Below are 21,157 nucleotides of genomic sequence, written 5' to 3'. Positions count from 1 at the left end.
GGGGAGTGGGGAGTGGGGAGTGGGGAGTGGGGAGTGGGGAGTGGGGAGTGGGGAATGGGGAGTGGGGAGTGGGGAGTGGGGAATGGGGAGTGGGGAGTGGGTAAGAATTCGTTCTCTCGTTCCTAGCCTCTGGCAAGGAATGCATTTAGTGGGCTGCTGCCTTGACTGTTAGTAATGGAGGCAGCAGTTCTCCAAGAACTACATTTACTGGCAGAGCAAGGAAACGAGAAGCAAAACACGAAACTTCAGCTTCTGAACACGAAACTTCAGCTTCTGAACATGAAACTTCAGCTTCTGAACATGAAACTTCGAGTTCAGAACATGAAACTTCAGCTTCAGAACATGAAACTTCGAGTTCAGAACATGAAACTTCAGCTTCAGAACATGAAACTTCGAGTTCGGAACATGAAACTTCAGCTTCTGAACATGAAACTTCGAGTTCGGAACATGAAACTTCGAGTTCGGAACATGAAACTTCGAGTTCGGAACATGAAACATCAGCTTCTGAACATGAAACATCAGCTTCTGAACATGAAACTTCAGCTTCTGAACACGAAACTTTAAGCTTTTAAGTGGGAATGTCTCGTTCTACACTTAAACACCAATGCCCCATGCCCCATGCCCAATGCCCCATTACCCATTACCCATTCCCAATTACCCATTCCCAATTCCCAATCTTTAACTCATCACCCAGTTAACGAGGGTGCGAACGCCAAAACCGGTTGCCCCAGAACCGTTATAACCGTTTTCTTTGTCTGTCCAAACGGGTCCGGCTATATCTAAGTGCGCCCAAGGAGTTTCTTTGACGAACTGTTTGAGAAATAAAGCGGCGGTAATTGAACCACCTGCACGGGGACCTGTGTTTTTCATGTCGGCAATGCCAGACTTTAGCCCTTCAAAGTATTTTTCTTCCATTGGCAGACGCCACAGCTTTTCTCCAGCAGTCTCAGATGCTGTCTCTAGCTGTTTAGCTACGGTATCGTCGGGACTAAACAACCCGCCGATATCGTCTCCTAAGGCAATCAGGCAAGCACCTGTAAGGGTAGCTAAATCAACGATCGCTTCTACTCCTAATTTCTCTGCAAACACCAAAGCATCTGCTAAAGTTAAACGTCCTTCAGCATCGGTGTTGTTAACTTCGATTGTTTTGCCGTTAGAAGCTTTCAACACGTCGCCTGGGTGCATGGCGCGACCGCTAATCATGTTTTCAGTCACCGCTGAGATAAAATGCACTTCCACATCCGGCTTTAACTGACCGATCGCTTTTGCCGCACCTAATGTAGCCGCTGCACCGCCCATGTCAATTTTCATCGTTTCGATACCGCTACCAGCACCTTTGATGTTGAGTCCGCCAGAGTCAAAGGTTAAACCTTTACCGATAATTGCCAGTTTGCGTCTGGGTGTGCCTTGGGGTTTGTAGGTGAGGTGAATAAATTTCGGGGGCAATTCAGAAGCTTGTGCGACTCCTAAAAAAGCACCCATCCCCAACTTTTCACAGTCTTCTTTTTCCAAGATTTCTAACTGCAAATCGTGATCTGAAGCGATCGCTTGAGCGGTTTCTGCCATTGTAATTGGTGTGACAGCATTCGCTGGCGCTGCTACCAACTCTCGCGCCAAAATTACTCCAGAAGCGATTTGATTAGCGCGGGCAATTGCGGCTTCTTGTCCGCTTAACCTCAGTAAATGTACTGTTTCTACTTGCGGTCCTTTATCTTCGTTTTCCGACTTGAAGCGAGTATCTTGATAAAGTGCTAGTTGGATACCTTCGGCGATCGCTTGCGCTGTTGCCTCTGGATTATTATTCCACACTGGCAAGTCAATTGCAAGAGTTTTGCATTTTTGCTTTTTAGCTAATCGTGCCACAGATGCAGCAGCGCGGCGCAAGCTATCTAATTTCAAAGCATCAGGTTTTCCCAAACCTACCACCATCAGCTTACGCACTGATTTATCACCACTTAAGCGCGTGAAAATGCTGCTACCTGCTTTTCCCTTAAATTCTTCTTCTGCAATCAGTTCTTTTAAGACACCGCCGACTTGTTCATCTAAAGCCGCTAGTTCCCCAGTTAACTCTACCGCATCTTCAAATAATCCAATCGCCAAACCATCTCCCTTCCACTCTTTGAAAGGCGTATTACTTGCTAGAATTTCCATTTGTGATATTTTCTGTAAAACTTCTTGTACCAGTATTGCTTGACACTCTCACCGTCTAAAGACGCGCTCGATTCTTAGTTCAACGACATGCCTTGAAATTGTCTATCCTTGCGGCAATACTTAAACCTGATACCCGCTCAACAGAACAAAGCGCCGAGTCTAATTTAAACAACCCCAGAGGGCTTATCTCCCTAAGCGTTAGAGAATCGTTTCTCCAGTTCCCGTATGCCCTACGGTACTTTGTCTAACAAATAAATAGTTTTGTTCTCTGGTATGGGTGCGCGTTGGCTACCCTAGCTATGTTTATTCGTGGTGTTCGCCACCCACTATCCATTATTGTTTCCTAGTCAATCATTTGGGAGTGCTTACCCATGTGTACTAGCGGTTATTCTACCTGTGGCATAACGCTATTATAACCTCGAATGTTCGTACCAAAAATTAATCATGAATGCAGTTAAAACCGCACGATTCGCTTCTATCTCAGCACTCTTGGTGACTGAAGCTCTAAGCTTACCGACTAGCTTGTAAAATCCGCTTTTCGTGCTTCCTCCTTTGGGAGTGGGGGAGTGGGGGACAAGGAGATAAGGAGACAAGGGGATAAGGAGACAAGGGGATAAGGAGACAAGGGGACAACAACTAACAACCAACCACTAACAACCAACCACTAACCACCAACCACCAACCACTAACAACCAACCACCAACCACCAACCACTAACAACTAACCACCAACCACTAACTCCTAACTCCTAACTTTTAACCTCAATATTAAATTTAGAGCCGATCGCTTTAATCACTCTTGCTTCTTCTAATGTAGTTTTGTTGTTGAGTTGGGCTATTCTATAACATTGAGCTAGCAAAGGTACTGCAAAGTCGCGGTTGAGTTGATTGAGTAGTGTATCTAAAGGTTGGGGTGATTTGATGTTTTGGGCGATCGCATCTATTGATGTTGGACTTAAGTTTAATGTTTGCAACTGTGGTAAAATATCATCCCAAGTTCGATCCAGATGGCTGGCGAGGATCATGTGAACGAGAATTTGATCCATAATCGCTTCTTGGGCGATCGCTTTTTCTAAATAATTTTCGCTTTGCTTCTTTAACTCTGCAAGTGTTTCTTCCGAAGTCAACGAAGTCGATTCATCCAGCTTTGCTTCATAAAATCGACAAGCTGCATATCCCAATGAATATATCATCGTCGCATTAGAACTAGCACCAATCACCGCACCCGCAAAAGGCACATTTCGCAGCAAACCTAATCCCGCTGCTTTCAACAGACGTCCACCACCCAAAGCTAAACCAAAAATTGCCAATACTTCACCTTTGCGGGCAGGGTCTTTTAAATTTAGCCCATAGATAGATGCAATCTGATAAACCATTTCTGATTGCAATTGCGTTGTGGCTGCCAAATCAACTGCCAACAACGCCGCTGCGAATCCTGGTAAAATGCTAGTTGCTAACCCAATTCCCCCTGCTTTAGTTGCTTTATCCAGCATGATCCGATGGGCAATTTGGCTGGGTGATTCTTGGGGATGCTGTTGCTGTAGTGTTTTTACTTCGGCTTCGGCTTTTGCTAAATCAACTTTATCACTAACACCAATCAGCCAATTGAGATTTAACACTCCGGCTAGTTTTCTGATTAGCCAGTTATCACCAATATGAGTGACTACCTCTCCAGCGGTGTGAGTTGCTTGTTCAATTAGCTTGTGTGTTTGTTTTGCGGCTACTTCTCCCAAGCCTACTGCTATTTCTACAGATGCCGATCCTACACCAACTGCGGTTCCAACTGCACCGCCTACAGACTTAGCAAACGACTCTAATACAGACGGTGTATCTTCTTCTACTGAAGTTTGCGGCTTAATTTCTATTTCTGAATTTGATTGCGGTGAATTAACGCAATTTTTCACCTCGATTTCTGTTTGGGATTTGTCTTTCATAAAGCAAGCAACGTCTTACAAGTCTTTCTACTTAACTTGTAACCAAAGGGCAACGAGCTTGACATCTCTCTGTAAGGGTAAGTTGTTACAGTAAATTTCAATATCACTGTTACTCAAAGTATACATAACCGTTTAATTTTGGTGTCAGTATCAATTTAATTATTATATTAATTGGAATGCTTGAAGCATAATTGCATTTAGAATCTGTATTTGCTTTACTCCTAACTTGCCTAAGCGTCGAATTATCAATTGACGTTGCAGGGTAACAATTCGAGTCACTCTAACTTTAGAAGCTACTCGTAAACCAGTTTCTATAAACTCCGCATCTGAAGTACTTAAGATAAATTCTTCCGAACTGATATTCTCAATATTTTGTGATGAAATGAAACAGAGTGTAACTTCATTCAAACTTGTGTTTTCCAGAAGAACTACAGCAGGACGTAACTTAGTCTGACTTAAGTCAGTAAATGGAAACTGAACTAGAACAATATCCCCTTTATTCAGTGCCACTAAACAGGTTCTCCGTCTTCGAGAGAATATAAATCCGGTTCATCATGCAAAAAGTCAAATGCTTTTCCTTTTTCAGCAAGATACATAAGTTCATTACTAGAAGGATAGGGAATATTTCCAAATAACTTTTTTTCTAGCAATAAACGTTCTTCTGTTGGTAAAGCAAGAATTACTTCTAATAAGGATTCAACAAGCTTTATGTTCATCGCTTTCTTCAGTTAGGTTTAATTTTCATTAATGCTTGTGATGACGAATATTTGAAAAAACCTCGGATCTCATTTTATGTAAATCTTGCTTTTTTCTACTTTAATTAAATCGTTCTATCTAGCAAAATCACTTCATTTCTAATTTAGAAACGGCTTCATCACTCTTTTCTAAAAAGTTGTTTTCCTTCATAATTTCATAAAGATAAATTTCTTTTTCTAACAAACAAGCGTGTCCGCTATGAGGTAACACTACCATTTTGGCATTAGGTAAAATATTAACTAAACGTTCGGCTTCACTTACAGAAGGTAAAAGGCGATCGTCACCACCAGCAATTACCAAAATTGGTTGAGTCAGGGTGCGTAACTGTTTGTCATCAACGTTAAAATCTCGCAATAACGATATTCGCCAAAGAACGGTTTCTGGTGGTACATAACGCATTGACTTGAGAAGTTCTTGGCGATCGCCTCTCGCAACTCTCCCTAAAGATGCTAAAAATGGCAATAGCCCCAACGCACCAATATCATAAAGGTATCCCGGTACGATACTTGTTAGTTGCGACGTCCAATTCAACAAAGGACGAAGATTAAAAGCAGAAGCCGAGTTAATGAGAATTATTCGCTTAAACAACTTGGGTGAGGCGATCGCTACTTTCATCGCCAAACAACCCCCAAAAGACTCACCACACAAGTAAACTGGTCTAGGAGAACTTTTTTTTAATTCTTGGTCGATTAAATCCAATACGTTTTTAGTCAGATCGTCCCAACTAGTTAAATCTTCTCGTGGTATTGCCAAACAGCGGACATCAAAGCCGGCTTCTAAACCGGCGGTTTGCGATCGCAATAATTGACCAGTTCCATCCATACCTGGTAAGTATACCAACAACGGATACTCTGGTTTTAGTCTTTTAGGTGTTAAAAAACACGGTTTTAGATCAACTTTTTGAGTAGTCATTAGTCAATTGGTAATTGGTAATTGGTAATGGGGAATTGGTGAGCCAGCGCGGTCATGTTCGTTACCCCCATGAGCGACTGGCGAACCCCGAAGGGGTAATTGGTAATGGGTAATCGGTAATAAGAAAAGTACACTCCCCACTCCCCACTCCCCACCTCCCCAGTCCCTAATAACAACCTTCAAGCAACAATTTAGCAATTTCACCATGACAGTGTTCTGTCAATTCGGCTACAACTTTTTTGCCTTGTTTGCCCTGGTATTTTTCCTTGTGTTGCGGCATAATCCAATAGGGACGACCAATCAACACGGCAAGGCGACGATAAATAACCAAGGGATGCAAACCCGGTTGATTGAATAAAGGTTCTGAAGGATCAAACAAACTCAACACTCTTAAGGGTAATGCAGAAGTGCTGATTTCTTCTAAAGAAGCGATCGCGATCGGCAAAATTGCTAAATCCTCAACTTGCGATCGCAATGCCAAATGAGCAAATCCTCTCTGAAATTCCCCCACTTGATTCGCAGGAGTAAATTTCACCATTGGTTTAGTTCCTTCAGGAAAAACCCCTACCATCTGCTTTGACTGCAAAAGCCTCTGAGATTGCACAAAAAAGCTATGCTGGCGGTTTTCTGGACTTTCTAAGGGAAAGCAGCCCAATTGTTGAGTGACAATCTCTCGCATAATTGGTACTTGCCCCATATAATGATGGCAGGCAAAGCGAATTGGACTTGATAACGCCTCCATTAAAACTGGTGCATCCATGAAGCTGCGATGATTGCTCACCACCAAGACACTTGCATCTTGGGGAATGCGATCCTCGTAATAGCGAAACATTTTTGTTGAGATTGTCGCTAGAAACGAGCGAGAAATATCCAGAGGGCTATTTACACTCATAGTTTAGTCAATATATTTTTGAGTAAATACAGCATTTTTTCTGAGATAAGTTTTACATTTCTTTACTATACCAACGACCGTCTTCAGATATAAATGTCTAATTTACAGAATAAGTTAAACTTTTCTTAGAACTTATGGGTGCTATTTTCAGCCACAAGAAATAGTTCAAAAAGTACGCATCAACACCAAAGGGCTTATTATAAAGAATCAAATCAAACACCCACTTTCCTCGATAGGGCTTGAACTCAGAAAAAAATCTAGCAGATGAATTTGCCCACAAGGGACAGAACTTGTGCCAAATTAAGGGAATTATTTTTCAGCCTTGATGCTTTATGCTTCAGACTTCTTCAGTCAGGATTGTTCAAGCAAAAAAAGTGCTGCATTCATGGTTATGGAGCGAACAATCGCATAGCAAAGAAATTTGCTAATATTAAATTGTTGTTTGAAAATTGGGGAACAATATTATATAATGACGTGGTTTTAAACACATAAGTGCGTTAGAAAACTGTTTTAACAAGTTGTTTTTGATTCTGCAAGATAAAAGAGTGGATACAGAAAAGACATTTGCGCTAACAACACCGCTATATTATGTAAACGATTTACCCCACATGGGCAGCGCTTATCCAACGATCGCAGCTGATGTGGTAGCGCGGTTCCAAAGACTATTAGGAAACCCGGTACTGCTGATTACGGGTACAGATGAACATGGGCTGAAAATTCAGCGGGCAGCAGAAAGTAAAGGACTTAACCCACAAGAATACTGCGATGGAATTGTGCCGAGTTTTGTTTTATTGTGGGAATTGCTAAACATTCAATACGATCGCTTTATTCGGACTACCGATCCGCGTCATGAAGCGATCGTCAAAGAATTCTTCCAGCGAGTTTGGGATCGAGGTGACATCTACCAGGGACAACAAAAAGGCTGGTATTGCGTTTCCTGTGAAGAATTCAAAGAAGAACGGGATTTGTTAGAAAAACACCGCTGTCCCATCCACACCAACAAAGAAGTCGAATGGCGAGACGAGCAAAACTACTTCTTTCGCTTATCCAAATATCAAAACCAACTTCAAGAATTATACCAGTCCAGACCAGATTTTATTCAACCAGAAAGCCGTCGAAATGAAGTCCTCAACTTTGTAAATCAGGGTTTGCAGGACTTTTCTATATCACGGGTAAATCTGGACTGGGGTTTTGCAGTACCAGTTGACCCCAAACAAACCCTTTATGTTTGGTTTGATGCGCTGCTGGGTTACATAACTGCCTTAAACGCAAAAGACGCAGAATCGACTTTAGAAAATGCCTTAAAAAAATGGATGCCAATCAACTTGCATTTAATCGGTAAGGATATCCTCCGCTTTCATGCAGTTTACTGGCCCGCAATGTTAATGTCTGCCAATTTGCCACTTCCAGAAAGAGTATTTGGACACGGTTTCTTAACCAAAGATAATCAGAAAATGGGGAAAACCCTTGGTAATACTTTAGATCCTGTGGCGTTAGTTAAAACTTATGGTGCTGATTCAGTTCGTTATTACTTCCTTAAGGAAATCGAATTTGGCAAAGATGGCGATTTTAATGAAGTTAGATTCATTAATGTTTTGAATGCAGATTTGGCAAACGATTTGGGTAATTTGCTAAATCGCAATTTGGGCATGGTGAAAAAATACTGCGGGGGAAATGTGCCGCAAATTACAAATGAAGAGATTACTGATGAAAATCCCTTGAAAGCGATCGGTTTAAATTTAGGAGAAAAGGTAAAAAATGCTTACTGTACGCTAGCTTTTAATCAAGCCTGCGAATCTATCTTAACTCTGGTGCGAGCCAGTAATAAGTTTATCGATGAGCAAGCACCTTGGACATTGTATAAACAAGGACAACAGCAGGCAGTGGAGCAAACGCTGTATGCAGTTTTAGAATCGGTGAGGCTAGCAGCTTATTTATTGTCCCCAATTATTCCGGATATCAGTAGCGATATTTATGAGCAATTGGGCTTCCAAATCAACTTTAATCAGCAAATAGAAAGTTCAACTGCTGCACCTTTTGCGATCCATTCAACATGGGGAGTACTCAGCAGCGAACAAAAGTTAGGTACACCAAAACCAATTTTTAAACGCATCGAACCGCCAGAAAACGATTAGCTTTTTTAATTTCTTTTGTCAACAAAATTAGCGGGGCTTAATTGATAAGCTTGAAAGCTTATTATAAGCAGCTCTGACTTCTCAAGAAAAAAGATAAATTCGTATCAATTATTACAAGGATAAAATTGAGGTATGACAGCAATGTTGAATAACTTGGAAAACGACTCAATATTTACGCCAGAACAAGTTTTGGAAAATCGCGGTCGTGTGGCTATATTTATTGATGGTTCAAATCTATTTTACGCAGCGCTGCAACTAGGAATAGAAATAGATTACACAAAGCTTTTGTGCAGATTGACGGGTGGCTCTAGATTGTTGCGGGCATTTTTCTATACAGGTGTAGACCGAACAAACGAGAAACAACAGGGATTTTTGTTGTGGATGCGTCGCAACGGGTATCGAGTAATTGCTAAAGATTTGGTGCAGTTACCAGATGGCTCAAAAAAAGCCAACCTCGATGTGGAAATTGCGGTAGATATGATGGCATTGGTAGATTCATATGATACAGCGGTGTTAGTGAGTGGGGATGGAGATTTGGCTTACGCGGTGAATTCAGTTAGCTATCGTGGGGTGCGCGTAGAGGTGGTGAGTTTGCGTTCAATGACCAGCGATAGTTTAATTAACGTAAGCGATCGCTACATCGACTTAGAAGCCATCAAAGAAGACATTCAAAAAACTCCTCGACAAAGCTATCCATATCGTCCCTTATCCGGTATCGGTTTTTTAGAAGAGTCCGGAGAGATTGACGGACATCTAGAAATTCAAGAGTGAAGCAACCAGAGTATCGACAGGGAGATAAGGAGTTGGAGAGACTTGGAGACAGGGAGATAAGGGGACAAGGAGACAGGGAGACAAGGGGACAAGGAGACAGGGAGACAAGGAGACAGGGAGACAAGGAGACAATAAGAATAATTCTTTTCCCCCCTTCGGGAAAGCCAGTCGCCTCAAACTCCTCCACCCCCGCACGGCGCTGGACTCACCATCCCCCCCTCTCCCCATCTCCCCATCCCCCCCTCCCCCACTCCCCCCCTTCCACGCCAGGTGCTACAACGGGGGGAACCCCCGCAACGCACTGGCTCCCCCTCCCCCGCTTCCTCTTACCCATTACCTTATTGTTGGTAATGGGGTTAGCTGCTTGTGGGGGTCAAAAGCCTACAGATTCAAAATCAGCGGATTCGGGTTCATCCAAAAACTCGGATAGCAATTTGACCTTCTTTAATGTGGATTTGGAACAAGCAGATGAGGTAGGACGACCGGTTTGGCGAGTTAGAGCCAACCAAGCAAAATACACTAAAGAAAAGCAAATTGGTCAAGCACAAAATCCCTATGGTGAACTGTACCAAGATGGTAAAGTTGTTTATCAAGTAAAAGCAGATGTAGCAGACATCGATCAGAATGGTAAACAACTGCTTTTGAAAGGAAAAATCATCGCCACAGATCCTCGCAACGGCATTGTGTTGCAAGGAAATGAATTAGAATGGCGTCCGAAAGAAGATTTAATGATTGTCCGCAACCAGTTGAACGGAACGCATCAACAATTGCAAGCGGTAGCGCAAGAAGCGCGAGTCAAAACCCGCGAACAACGCATAGACTTTTCTGGAGGGGTAATAGCAAATTCTCTTGAACCGCAAGTGCAAATGCGAACCGAGCATTTGATTTGGCAAATTAAACAAGACAAACTAATCGCCGATCGCCCTGTGCAATTCGACCGCTACAAAGATAATTTAGTAAGCGATCGCGGTCGAGGAGATTCAGCCGAATTTAACTTAAAAACTAAAATTGCTACCCTCAACAAAAATGCCCAAGTAGAATTACTAGAGCCGCCAATGCAAATTGCTAGTAACTCCATGACTTGGAATTTAAACGCAGAAACGGTCAACACAAATGCACCCGTGCGCGTCTTCCATCGCGCCGAAAATGTTCTCGTGACTGCTAATAAAGCGGAAATGAGAATAGGGCAAAAAACAGTTTATTTAACAGGCAATGTTAACGCCATAGGGCAGCGTCGTCAGGCGATTAAATCTAATACACTAACTTGGTTTCTTGAGAATAAATTAATTGAAGCTCAAGGCAATGTAGTTTATCGACAAGTTGACCCACCATTAACTTTTAACGGTGACAAAGCCGTTGGTAACTTGCAAACAGAAAACATTGCCGTCAGTGGTGGTAATACTTCTGGTGGTAGGGTAGTTACAGAAATTATTCCCCAAGAACCAGGAGTTAAGAATTAGAAAATGGTTAATGGATAGTGGATAGTGGATGGTGGGAGCGTGGATAGTGGATAGTGGATAGTGATTAGTAGTTAGTAGTTAGTGGATAGTGGATAGTGGTTAGTGGCAAAGAATAAATAATTAACAACCAACAACCATCAACTAACAACTAACAAATATCAACTATCAACTAACAAATATCAACCAACAACTAACAACTAACAACTAACAACTATCAACTAACAACTATCAACTAACAACTATCAACTAACAAATATCAACTATCCCCCATACACAATTTCATTGCGACTGACTGAACCGAGCTCGGGTAGTGTGTTTATAGCTGAGTGGGGAGTAATAGCGCTGGGAAGGGCTGGTGCTACTTGCAATTTCTGCACAAGATGTTGTAAAAATTGGTCTTGTCCAGCGCGAAAACCGGATACATTGTTACCACGGTTAAGGATAGCAAACCAAACCAAACCGCGATCGCGTGTGGGAATTACTCCAGCTAAAGAACTGACATCTCGCAGAGTGCCAGTTTTAAACACAGTAGAGGTGGGCATGTGTCTCCCGTGAATTGTTCCACGATGATCGAACCCCGAAATCAGCAACAAGTCAGATAAAGTCAATTGATGGAAGAGTGCTTCTCGTTGCAGCGCCATCAACATAGCACAGACTGCTCTGGGGGAAATGCGATTTTCGGGTCCGAGTCCCGAACCATTGATTAACTGAATTTCTGACTGCGGTACTCTAGCAAGTTGGGCAGCTGTTAATTGTACTACCTGCGCTCCTCCTACCGAGTCCGCCAGCATCTGTGCCATCTCGTTATTGCTGAAAACGTTCATTTCCTTGATGAGTTGCTTCAAAGGCAAAGAACGGTGACGCAACAACACGGTTTGTTGCGAGTTTAGCTGCGGATCTAATTTCACAGTACCCGCAATTACGACTTGAGGCTTCGGAGTTCCCTTGGGCATAATTGAGTACACGTAATTAGCAGGGCGCGACCAAGTGGTGTAATTCATTGCTTGCTTGAGCGTTTGACCTGCTACTATCGGATTAGGCTGGAAATTCATCATGAAATTCCCAGTAATAACCAAATTTCCCTTTACTTGCTTGATTCCCATTTTGTTGAGAGTATTACCAAGGGCGATCGCTTCCTCCCAAACAAACATCGGATCGTTATTACCAGCAATTACTAAATCACCTTGTAAAACTCCATTTTGTATTGGTCCTGTTGTGCTGACCAAAGTCTCAAATTGGTGGTCTGGTCCCCAAGTTTTTAAAGCAACTAAAGAGGTAGCAATTTTTGTTAACGAAGCCGCTGGTAGAGGAGTCGTACCTTGGTGATTAGCCATCAGCATCGGTCCCGACTGCATCCAAATCCCTTGACTTTGTGTTAACTTCGGATCTATAAGCTTTGATGTTACTAGTGTTTTTAAATATTCTTGGACTGTGATAGCCCCAGCTGGATTTGGATCGGGAGCGAGAACTAAGCCTGGGCTACTTTGCCAAGCCAATGCATCTAAAGCATTTAAAGGCTTGAGTTGTACCCCTGCCATTTCTAGCCAAAGCGTAACTAAACCTGAACCCAATAACTCCAGCATTCTTTATTCCCCTGTTAGGACGTGCTAATTTATTTACTGTGCTAATATACAAGGCTTTTTTATGCTAATCAGCATTGAGTCATAATAACTGGTATTTTTGATATCTATAGGTAGAATGGATAACATTGTTTTAGTTACTACTTTTACACTCTTAAAATTTCTACCATTTTTTCATGACTTTAAGCACAAAAAAATATCAAGTCGGTTTCTTAGAGTCAATAAATTCGTCGCAAGCGTTGCCGTATCAATATAAAGAAAGTCCGCTTGGGCGAACTTTAGAAAATACAAAAATAAACCGGATTTGGTATTAAGTAGTCGTCATAAACTACGTACACTAGGGTTGGGCAATGGGTAATGGGCAATGGGTAATGGGCTTTTTTAAGAGGGGAAAAGGGAAAAGGGGAAAGGGAAAAGGGTAAGAAATCCCTCTGCTCTTTGAAAGCTCCCCCTTGTCCCCCTTGTCCCCCTTGTCAAGAAAGCCCCCTGCCCCCTGCCCCCTACCCCCTGCCCCAATCCCTACTTCCTTTCTGGATGAGCCGCATCCTCTGCGGAGGGAGTGCCTATCCTATTAATTGCAGCAATCATTTGATACAAGCGCCCTAAGTCGCGTTGATTGAAGTATAAAATGAGGCGGGGTAGCCCAACTGCTTCATCTTGCCCTTCTTGGGGTAAAGCGTGACTTTTTTCAATTTGCCCATTAACCAGGATGTCGCTAAAATTAGCATTTAGTTGCTCAACTTCAGTGTCTGATAAATCCGTCTTGAGGCGGATGATTAAGCGATCGCCTACATAGCGGCTGGAGTGATAAACCTGATAAAAACGGGTAATCGCATTACAAGCTACATCTAGGTTGTCTGTGACTGTATAAAGACAAGGGTCTTCCGGACTTACTAAACCTTTTTGTACCAGTTGCTTATCAATATATTCGCTCCAAGACCGCCAGTAATCCCCACCAGGGTGATCGATTAAAACTAAAGGTACTGGACCAAACTTACCTGTTTGGCTCAAGGTCATGCACTCAAAAGCTTCGTCTTGAGTGCCAAAACCACCAGCAAACAAAGCTACAGCATCACTTTCTTTGAGAAGAAACAGCTTGCGGGTGAAGAAATACTTAAAGTTAATCAGCTTTGGATCGCCTTGAATAAACGGGTTTGCCTCTTGCTCAAACGGCAATTGAATGTTTAAGCCAAAGGAATTTTCTCGCCCCGCACCTTCGTGACCTGCTTGCATAATTCCGCCACCACCGCCTGTCATCACCATGAATCCCATTCCAGTGACATAGCGGGCAAATTCAACCGCCATGCGGTATTCTGGGCTTTCTGGCGAAATCCGGGCAGAACCGAAGATGGTTACTTTGCGAACGTGTCGGTAAGCATGAAACAGTTGAAAACCCCGCTCCATGTCTGTTAAAGAGGCAGATAATATCTTCCAGTCAAGACGATCGATTTCGCCTTCAGCTAAACGTACTATTGTCGTCAGTGCCTGTTTGATAAATTGCCGATTTTTTAACGTTGGTAAGCGATCAATTAAGAGCGCGATATCCGCTTTTAGAGAGTCTAATGTGTCGAATGACGTTTCGGAGGTCATGAGAACTGCCGCCAAAATAGCACTATATTTTACCCAGATTTGGTGTGTTGTTATCAAATACCGCTTTGCCTACTTTCATGCGAACAAAACAAACGCGTTGCCTTCTGACAAAAGTAGGGGGTCCTAACTCTTGACGCAAGAAAAAATATGCAGTTGAGCGATCGCCTACAACGTAAGTCCTGAAAATTTTTCTTCCCCTTTCAACCAGTTCCTATTTCACAATAAAAAGCACCTTTGGTTTACCATCAACCAAGGCGCTGGCGACGACGCTAGTCGTCAACCCGTGTTCATCAAAGCCAAGCATCTGACATGAGCTTGTATTTTCGATACAAGTAGCTCGTGACTTTACATCTCCACTTGAGTTGAAAGTACAACCAAAGGATTGTCGCCAAAATGTTACATAAATAACAAATTACTTTACCAAAAGTAATCTTAAGAATTATTACAATTGAAAACGACTTTATAGAGACGCGAATTTTCGCGCCTCAGTAAATCGTTAACAAAAACTTAGCTAATACCACACCAAATGGACTACTCAATAAGAGTTTTCCAGTGGTTGAGTTTCAAAGATACTTTTCCAAAGTGTTAGCTAATGTAGTTTTCGGTACAGCACCGACGACCATATCAACTTTTTGCCCACCCTTAAAAATCATTAACGTGGGAATGCTGCGGATGCCGTATTGACTGGCAACATTCGGATTTTCATCGGTGTTAACTTTAACCACCTTGATTTGACCTTCGTACTGAGAAGCGATTTCATCTACAACCGGAGCGACCATCCGGCAGGGACCGCACCACGGTGCCCAAAAGTCAACTAGAACTGGAACTTCGCTATCCAGTACTTCTTGCTTAAACGTAGAATCCGAAACTTGTGCGGCTGCTGACATGCCTAAAAACCTTTGCCTATTATATTTCTGAGCTTCGTGAAAATTCTACCATAGCAAAAACCACCGCTTCGGATTGTCGGATGTACATTTGCAAAGAAGCTCGCTTATTTTATTAACATTTGGCTAAACAAAAAAGCAAACATACAAGCGTAACAGCCTGCTTTGGCTGCCAGCTAATAGCTTTATATACATAAGGAACCGCCCGAACAGTAGTCCGGGCGGAGTGTGGTGTGAGGAGTGAACGGAAACATGCGTCTCCGCTTTCTCCATTGTAGGCGACATATCGAATTTTTCCAGTGATTGTTTAAGAGTCACGGAAAAATTTATTTCAGGGTTGGAGCGTGGTTGGTGGTTGGTGGTTAATGGTTGGTGGTTGGTGGTTGGTGCTTAGTGGTTAGTGGTTGGTGGTTGGTGCTTAGTGGTTAGTGGGAGCGTTGAATTTTCTAATCCCCATTACCCATTCCCCATTACCCATTCCCCTTATTTACCCATGCCTAATTGTTGAGCTTTTTGGTAAACTTTACCTTCAGTTAATAGGGAAGGAGCAATCACAACTTCAACTTGTTGCATTTCTTTAATATTTTTGGCTCCCAAAGTTCCCATACTCGTCTTTAAGGCTCCTAAAAGATTATGAGTGCCATCATCTAAAGCCGCAGGTCCGGTGAGAATTTGCTCTAGAGTGCCGGTAGTGCCGACGCTAATACGCGTACCACGGGGCAATACAGGGCTAGGAGTCGCCATCCCCCAATGATAACGTCGTCCTGGGGCTTCGGCGCATCTGGCAAAGGGAGAGCCAATCATCACGCCATCGGCACCGCAGGCGATGCATTTACAGATGTCGCCACCTGTGATTAAACCGCCATCGGCAATGACGGGGACATAATTACCAGTTTCTTGGTGATAATCGTCTCTAGCGGCTGCACAGTCAGCGATCGCACTCGCTTGAGGCACGCCCACACCCAATACTCCACGAGAGGTACAAGCCGCACCAGGACCTATTCCCACCATGACAGCAGCAGCCCCAGCTTTCATCAAATTTAAGGTGACTTCGTAAGTCACGCAATTCCCTAACACCACAGGGATGGGCATAGAGCGACAAAATTCTGCCAAATCAAGTGGAACTATAGACTCTGGTGACAAGTGTGCTGTCGAAACCACAGTTGCTTGTACAAAGAATAAATCTGCCCCTGCTTGCGCCACCACCGCACCATATTTGCTCGCAGCGGCTGGAGTAGCACTTACCGCCGCAATACCACCTTGTTGTTTAATTTCCTGAATACGTTGTTCAATTAATTCCTGTTTTATTGGTTCGGCGTATAGTTGTTGCATTAAAGAAACAAATTCATCTTTGCCAACAGAAGCAATTTTATTTAAAATCGGTTCTGGGTCAGCATAACGAGTTTGGATACCCTCTAAATTGAGAACGCCCAATGCTCCTAACTGCGATAAACGTACAGCCATGCGGACATCTACCACGCTATCCATCGCACTAGCAATTATCGGGATTTCCCGCTCTATATTGCCAATACGCCATTTGGTATCTGCCAAACTCGGATCGAGTGTCCTTCCTGAGGGGACTAAAGCAATTTCATCAATTCCGTAAGCTCTGCGAGCTGTCTTACCCCGCCCAATTTGAATGTCCACGCTTTTAACATTCCCAAATCTGTTTAAGCTAGGGTATCAAATTGCGGGGGAACTTGGAGCGTTTTTGGTGAAAGTAACCTGCAAGCTGCCAAGGATAGCAAGAGGCGAGAAGAGAACAAAAAATTGTGAATGTGTTTGTATCTTAGAGAAAATTGGGTTAATTCAAATGTTTAAATAGTACACCACCAATAAATGCACTTTAAATAATTTTTATGCATATATCTATGGTTAGAAATAGCCGGAATAAAAACTTGGCTGATTGTTAAGTATTGATTATTTTGGCAATCAAATTTAATTATTAGCAATTGTTTTTAGCGAAAATGTATGATTGTTATTACAAGTGATCGCCTACAACTTGCATCTCACAAACCCTAACTAATTATTTCTTGTGCCTTCAGCATATAGCGGTTCTCCTGCCGAATCAGATACAGTGCTAGAAACCGTGTAGAGACCTTGCATTAACGCCTCTACAATATATATTGCTGCCTTCTTCAGGGCACAATACACTTAACCTGATTAGAACCCACACCTGAAGAATTCCCATTAGCAGCAATCAGCGTAACGTCCCCTGTTTTCTCATCAAATACCCACCCAGTAGCAGGTATAATCGCCACACCTTCAGAAGTTTTGGGAATTGATTGCGTAACACGGGGACTGGGTGAAACAGGTAACGCCGTCAACCGAGTATCTGACCACACCACATCACTACTGAGGAAGTCATCAGGACCGGGAGGTAAACCACCGCGTCCGGTAACAGTAAACTCGCTACCACCTTTACCAAAAGCCGAACAGCTTTGAGCGACTAACCTAAACGTATCAACTACATTTGTTGGTAGATTAATAAACCCACGATTGGGGTCAATATCGAGTGTATTTATATCGACAACCCCATTAATTCCCCCACCTGTTGAAGATGCTGTAATATCACTTTGTGAGGTGGGTTGTTGCCGTGGTTGGATGCCAAAAATACCTTGAGCGTTGATTCTGACAGTACCTCCATTACCTAAGAAAGCGTTAGCAGTAATATCGCTATTCTCTTGTGGTACAGCAACAATAAAGCCTGCATCAATATTAATGTTGCCACCATTCCCGCCGGCTGGTGCCGTGCCTGCGTTGGTAGAGATTTGACCGCTACGACGGAGAAGCAGTAAATCAGTTTGTAAGTTTATGTTACCACCATTACCCGATGCAGATTGTGCGCTGAGTCTGCCACCGTTGTCTAGGGTAACTCTAGGTGAGGTGACGATAATATCTCTAGCAGTACCGGTCGTACTTTGGGAGTTAACGAACAAGCCACTACTGTTAAGGTTAGAACTGCTACCAGAAATGGTGAAAAAATCAGCAGCATTAACCTCGATTGTGCCTGCATTCCCTTGTCCAAGGGTTGAGGCAGAAAGTATAGCACCATCTCGTAATGAGAATGAACCAGAATCGATAGTAATATTTCCCCCATTGCCAATTGTCCCCGTACGCACCTCGCTGCCAATCCCACTGACTAAACCATTTTTCTCCCCAGCAATATCAACTGACCCAGTAACATTAATATTGACATTCCCCGCATCCCCCCGTCCTGCTGGCTGGGTATTAGATGCTTCACGAGTAATAGTTACCAGTTGAGCGCCATCTTGTAGCGAGAGGGAAGCAGCGTTGATGTCAATATTGCCACCTTTACCTACACCCCCTGCTGACACCGGGCTGAAGATATTACCGTTTCTAAGGGAAACAGAATCTTTTGCCCACACTGTCACATTTCCGGCATTGCCTTGTCCACGGGTTGAGGTAGAAAGTTGAGCGCGATCTCGTAACGAGAAAGAACCAGAATTGATAGTAATATTGCCCCCATTACCTTCTGTCCCCGTTCTTACTAAGCTGCGAATCCCACTGGCAAAACCGTTTTTCTCCCCAGCAATATTAACAGCACCAGTAACTTTCACATTGACATTTCCCGCATCCCCCCGTCCTGCAGGACCGGTATTAGATGCTTCACGAGTAATAGTTACTAGTTGAGCGCCATCAATTAGTGATAGTGTTGCAGCATTGATGTCGATATTGCCACCCTTACCTACACCTCCTGGTTCCACCGTGCTGAGGATGTTTCCACCACCAGCAAGGAAAACAGAATCTGTTGCACGCACTGTCACATTCCCCGCATTTCCTTGTCCACTGGTTGAGGCAGAAAGTTGAGCGCCATCTCGTAATGAGAATGAACCAGAATGCACTGTCACATTCCCCGCATTTCCTTGTCCACTGGTTGAGGCAGAAAGTTGAGCGCCATCTCGTAATGAGAATGAACCAGAATCGATAGTAATGTTACCCCCATTGCCAACTGTCCCCGTTTCCATCCGGCTGAAAATTGCACTGACTAAACCGTTTTTCTCCCCAGCAATATTAACAGCACCAGTAACTTTCACATTGACATTCCCCGCATCCCCCCGTCCTGCAAGACCGGTTGCAGATGCTTCACGGGTAATGGTTAGCAGTTGAGCGCCATCAATTAGTGATAGTGTTGCAGCATTGATGTTAATATTGCCACCCTTACCCACACCCCCTGCTTCCACTGTGCTGAAGATGTTAGCATTATCTGCAAGGTCAACAGCATCTTTTGCACTCACCGTCACATTCCCCCCATTCCCTTGTCCACTGGTTGAGGCAGAAAGTACAGCGCGATCTTGTAATGAGAATGAACCAGAATCGATAGTAATGTTACCTGCATTGCCAACTGTCTTCGTTTCCACGTTGCTGAAAATTGCACTGTTTCTCCCAGCAATATCAACATCACCAGTAACATTAACATTGACATTCCCCGCATCCCCCCGTCCTGCTGGCTGGTTCCCAGATGCACCACGAGTAGCAGTTACCAGTTGAGCGCCATCAATTAGTAACACTTGTCCAGCATCGATGTCGATATTGCCACCTTTACCTACACCTCCTGCTGACACCGTGCTGAAGATGAAAGCATTATCTGCAAGGAAAACATAATCTTTTGCACTCACTGTCACATTCCCCGCATTGCCTTGTCCCAATGTTGAGGCAGAAAGTTGAGCGCCATCTAGTAACGAGAATGAGCCGGAGTCAATAGTAATATTACCCCCATTGCCAAATGACCCCAAACGCACAAGATTGGCAACTATGCTCCCAGATGCAACTTTGATTTCCCCGGTAGCATTCAGCGTAATATCTCCAGCTTGACTATCAACAGTACCACTACCTGAGCGTATCCCAGCTAGCAACCGACTCCCTGAGAGAATATCTATATTCCTGGCGTTAATGGCAATACTACCTCCATTCCCAGCAGTAGCATCTAAAGTAGCTCCATTAGTGAGCGACACATCACCCCGCGCTAAATTCTCAGGGAAGTTCAAGCTGAGAATATTCCCGTTGGTATTCAGCCCGACAGTTCCCGGTTGTGCTACTGCTCCTAACTCAATTCTTCCACCCTCTATAAAATCGACAAACAAATTGCTGCCGTCTAAGTTTACATTGCCTCCCAGCAATAACAAGCTTTGCCCTTGAGGGACTCTCAAAGTACTACGATTAACGTCTATGGGTGGGGGTGTTCTCAAAGTTGATAAAAACCCACTCGGATCGCCGACAATTGTTAACAAACTACTCGCACCACCGGGATTTGTCGCACTAAATTGGCTACCATTTGACCACACAAGAGCATTCGCTGTACTTGCCACAAACGAACCACCAACATTTAATCTGGCATTGGGACCAAAGACAATTCCACTGGGATTAATCAAAAACAAATTGACGTTAGCACGGTTGGTGGTAAAAATTAAACCATTAATCATTGAGGCACCGCCACCAGTGACACGAGATAATATATTTCTGATATTTCCAGCACTCTGAAAGTTGGCTCTCTCCCCCATATTCAGGTTAAACCTACCAAAGCTCTGAAACAAATTATTCCCTACTGTTTGACCGACTGACTGGGGAATTGTGTAATTTGGACCAGTTAAAGTTTGTGCCGGACTCAGCGTGCCATCTATGGTGATACTCTGTGCTAATACGCTAGTTGCAGTGGCGATCGCCCCACCCACAGCTAAAATCACCACCCTTCCTAAGTATTGCCAACTTTTAATCATTTCGGTATCTGCCTCCCTAATGCCCTTAAGTAGTTTCCCAGCCATCGAATGCGGATATATGTTGCAAGTGCCAGTAGTCAATTTGATGATGTTTTCCCAGAATTGGCTGCATCAATTGAATATCAAGCAGCAACTGTTGATGCTTTGAACATTAACTCAGATTAAACTGGGTTTTATACTTAAATGCAAAGTGATAAAATTTTTTACAAATAAATATGTAAAAACTATGAAAAAGTATTTGTAGTAGCGTGGCAAGGTTAAAATGTTGCAAAAAAAATTTGTAGGTTGAGGGTAAGTAACTGTAACTTAATATCTAACCAAATCTCCCATTTATCCGAATATTTGGGTAATCCAA

15 protein-coding genes and 1 pseudogene are annotated in these 21,157 nt (G+C 43.2%); 4 read left to right on the top strand and 12 right to left on the bottom strand.

Going from position 1 to position 21,157, the window contains the following annotated elements:
* Positions 1-161: 161 nt before the first annotated feature.
* Positions 162-572 (top strand): hypothetical protein, encoded by a 411-nt coding sequence (locus PI95_RS29085; protein WP_163519295.1) that lies wholly within the window; start codon positions 162-164, stop codon positions 570-572.
* A gap of 106 nt (positions 573-678) precedes the next feature.
* Here PI95_RS29085 and PI95_RS29080 read toward each other — a convergent pair whose 3' ends face one another.
* The 7 genes from PI95_RS29080 to PI95_RS29050 all read right to left on the bottom strand — a co-directional run bounded on the left by PI95_RS29080 (position 679) and on the right by PI95_RS29050 (position 6,644).
* The gene (locus PI95_RS29080) at positions 679-2,151 is read right to left on the bottom strand and encodes a leucyl aminopeptidase (RefSeq protein ID WP_039743238.1); all 1,473 of its coding nucleotides are present in this window, start codon (positions 2,149-2,151) and stop codon (positions 679-681) included.
* A gap of 748 nt (positions 2,152-2,899) precedes the next feature.
* Positions 2,900-4,084, bottom strand: a complete 1,185-nt coding sequence (locus tag PI95_RS29075; RefSeq protein ID WP_052324882.1) for an EcsC family protein — start codon at positions 4,082-4,084, stop codon at positions 2,900-2,902.
* A gap of 162 nt (positions 4,085-4,246) precedes the next feature.
* Positions 4,247-4,594, bottom strand: coding sequence for a type II toxin-antitoxin system PemK/MazF family toxin (locus PI95_RS29070; protein WP_039743236.1), 348 nt, complete (start codon positions 4,592-4,594; stop codon positions 4,247-4,249).
* Complete coding sequence (locus tag PI95_RS29065) at positions 4,594-4,800, bottom strand: hypothetical protein (protein ID WP_039743233.1); 207 nt, start codon at positions 4,798-4,800, stop codon at positions 4,594-4,596. The genes PI95_RS29070 and PI95_RS29065 overlap by 1 nt, the downstream gene beginning before the upstream one ends.
* A 127-nt stretch (positions 4,801-4,927) precedes the next feature.
* Positions 4,928-5,752, bottom strand: coding sequence for an alpha/beta fold hydrolase (locus PI95_RS29060; RefSeq protein WP_039743231.1), 825 nt, complete (start codon positions 5,750-5,752; stop codon positions 4,928-4,930).
* 3 nt (positions 5,753-5,755) lie between these two features.
* Positions 5,756-5,893 (bottom strand): hypothetical protein, encoded by a 138-nt coding sequence (locus tag PI95_RS29055; RefSeq protein ID WP_163519294.1) that lies wholly within the window; start codon positions 5,891-5,893, stop codon positions 5,756-5,758.
* 25 nt (positions 5,894-5,918) lie between these two features.
* Positions 5,919-6,644 (bottom strand): lysophospholipid acyltransferase family protein, encoded by a 726-nt coding sequence (locus PI95_RS29050; RefSeq protein WP_039743229.1) that lies wholly within the window; start codon positions 6,642-6,644, stop codon positions 5,919-5,921.
* A 524-nt stretch (positions 6,645-7,168) separates the two neighbouring features.
* Between PI95_RS29050 and metG the strand changes: the two genes are divergently transcribed.
* From metG to lptC, 3 genes are all read left to right on the top strand, one after another.
* Positions 7,169-8,779 (top strand): methionine--tRNA ligase, encoded by a 1,611-nt coding sequence (gene metG, locus PI95_RS29045; protein ID WP_039744063.1) that lies wholly within the window; start codon positions 7,169-7,171, stop codon positions 8,777-8,779.
* A 141-nt stretch (positions 8,780-8,920) separates the two neighbouring features.
* On the top strand, positions 8,921-9,550 hold the full coding sequence (locus tag PI95_RS29040; protein ID WP_039744061.1) for a LabA-like NYN domain-containing protein: 630 nt from the start codon (positions 8,921-8,923) through the stop codon (positions 9,548-9,550).
* Positions 9,551-9,900: 350 nt separating this feature from the next.
* Positions 9,901-11,010, top strand: coding sequence for an LPS export ABC transporter periplasmic protein LptC (gene lptC, locus PI95_RS29035; RefSeq protein WP_052324881.1), 1,110 nt, complete (start codon positions 9,901-9,903; stop codon positions 11,008-11,010).
* A 260-nt stretch (positions 11,011-11,270) separates the two neighbouring features.
* On the opposite strand, the gene PI95_RS29030 is transcribed toward lptC, so the two are convergent.
* The 5 genes and pseudogenes from PI95_RS29030 to PI95_RS29010 all read right to left on the bottom strand — a co-directional run bounded on the left by PI95_RS29030 (position 11,271) and on the right by PI95_RS29010 (position 20,802).
* On the bottom strand, positions 11,271-12,593 hold the full coding sequence (locus tag PI95_RS29030) for a D-alanyl-D-alanine carboxypeptidase (RefSeq protein WP_039743227.1): 1,323 nt from the start codon (positions 12,591-12,593) through the stop codon (positions 11,271-11,273).
* A 516-nt stretch (positions 12,594-13,109) separates the two neighbouring features.
* Entirely contained in the window at positions 13,110-14,180 is a 1,071-nt protein-coding gene (locus PI95_RS29025) for an LOG family protein (RefSeq protein WP_039743225.1), read from the bottom strand.
* A 563-nt stretch (positions 14,181-14,743) separates the two neighbouring features.
* Positions 14,744-15,091: pseudogene (gene trxA, locus PI95_RS29020) on the bottom strand (thioredoxin); the annotation flags it as partial.
* A gap of 456 nt (positions 15,092-15,547) precedes the next feature.
* On the bottom strand, positions 15,548-16,711 hold the full coding sequence (locus PI95_RS29015; protein WP_039743221.1) for a GuaB3 family IMP dehydrogenase-related protein: 1,164 nt from the start codon (positions 16,709-16,711) through the stop codon (positions 15,548-15,550).
* 491 nt (positions 16,712-17,202) lie between these two features.
* Positions 17,203-20,802 (bottom strand): beta strand repeat-containing protein, encoded by a 3,600-nt coding sequence (locus PI95_RS29010; protein ID WP_039744056.1) that lies wholly within the window; start codon positions 20,800-20,802, stop codon positions 17,203-17,205.
* Between the last annotated feature and the right edge of the window lie 355 nt (positions 20,803-21,157).

It is taken from the genome of Hassallia byssoidea VB512170, assembly GCF_000817785.2.
Taxonomy (GTDB): Bacteria; Cyanobacteriota; Cyanobacteriia; order Cyanobacteriales; family Nostocaceae; genus Hassallia; species Hassallia carrinoi.
Note: the sequence above shows the minus strand (reverse complement) of the source record. Positions and strands in the feature narration are given on the sequence as shown.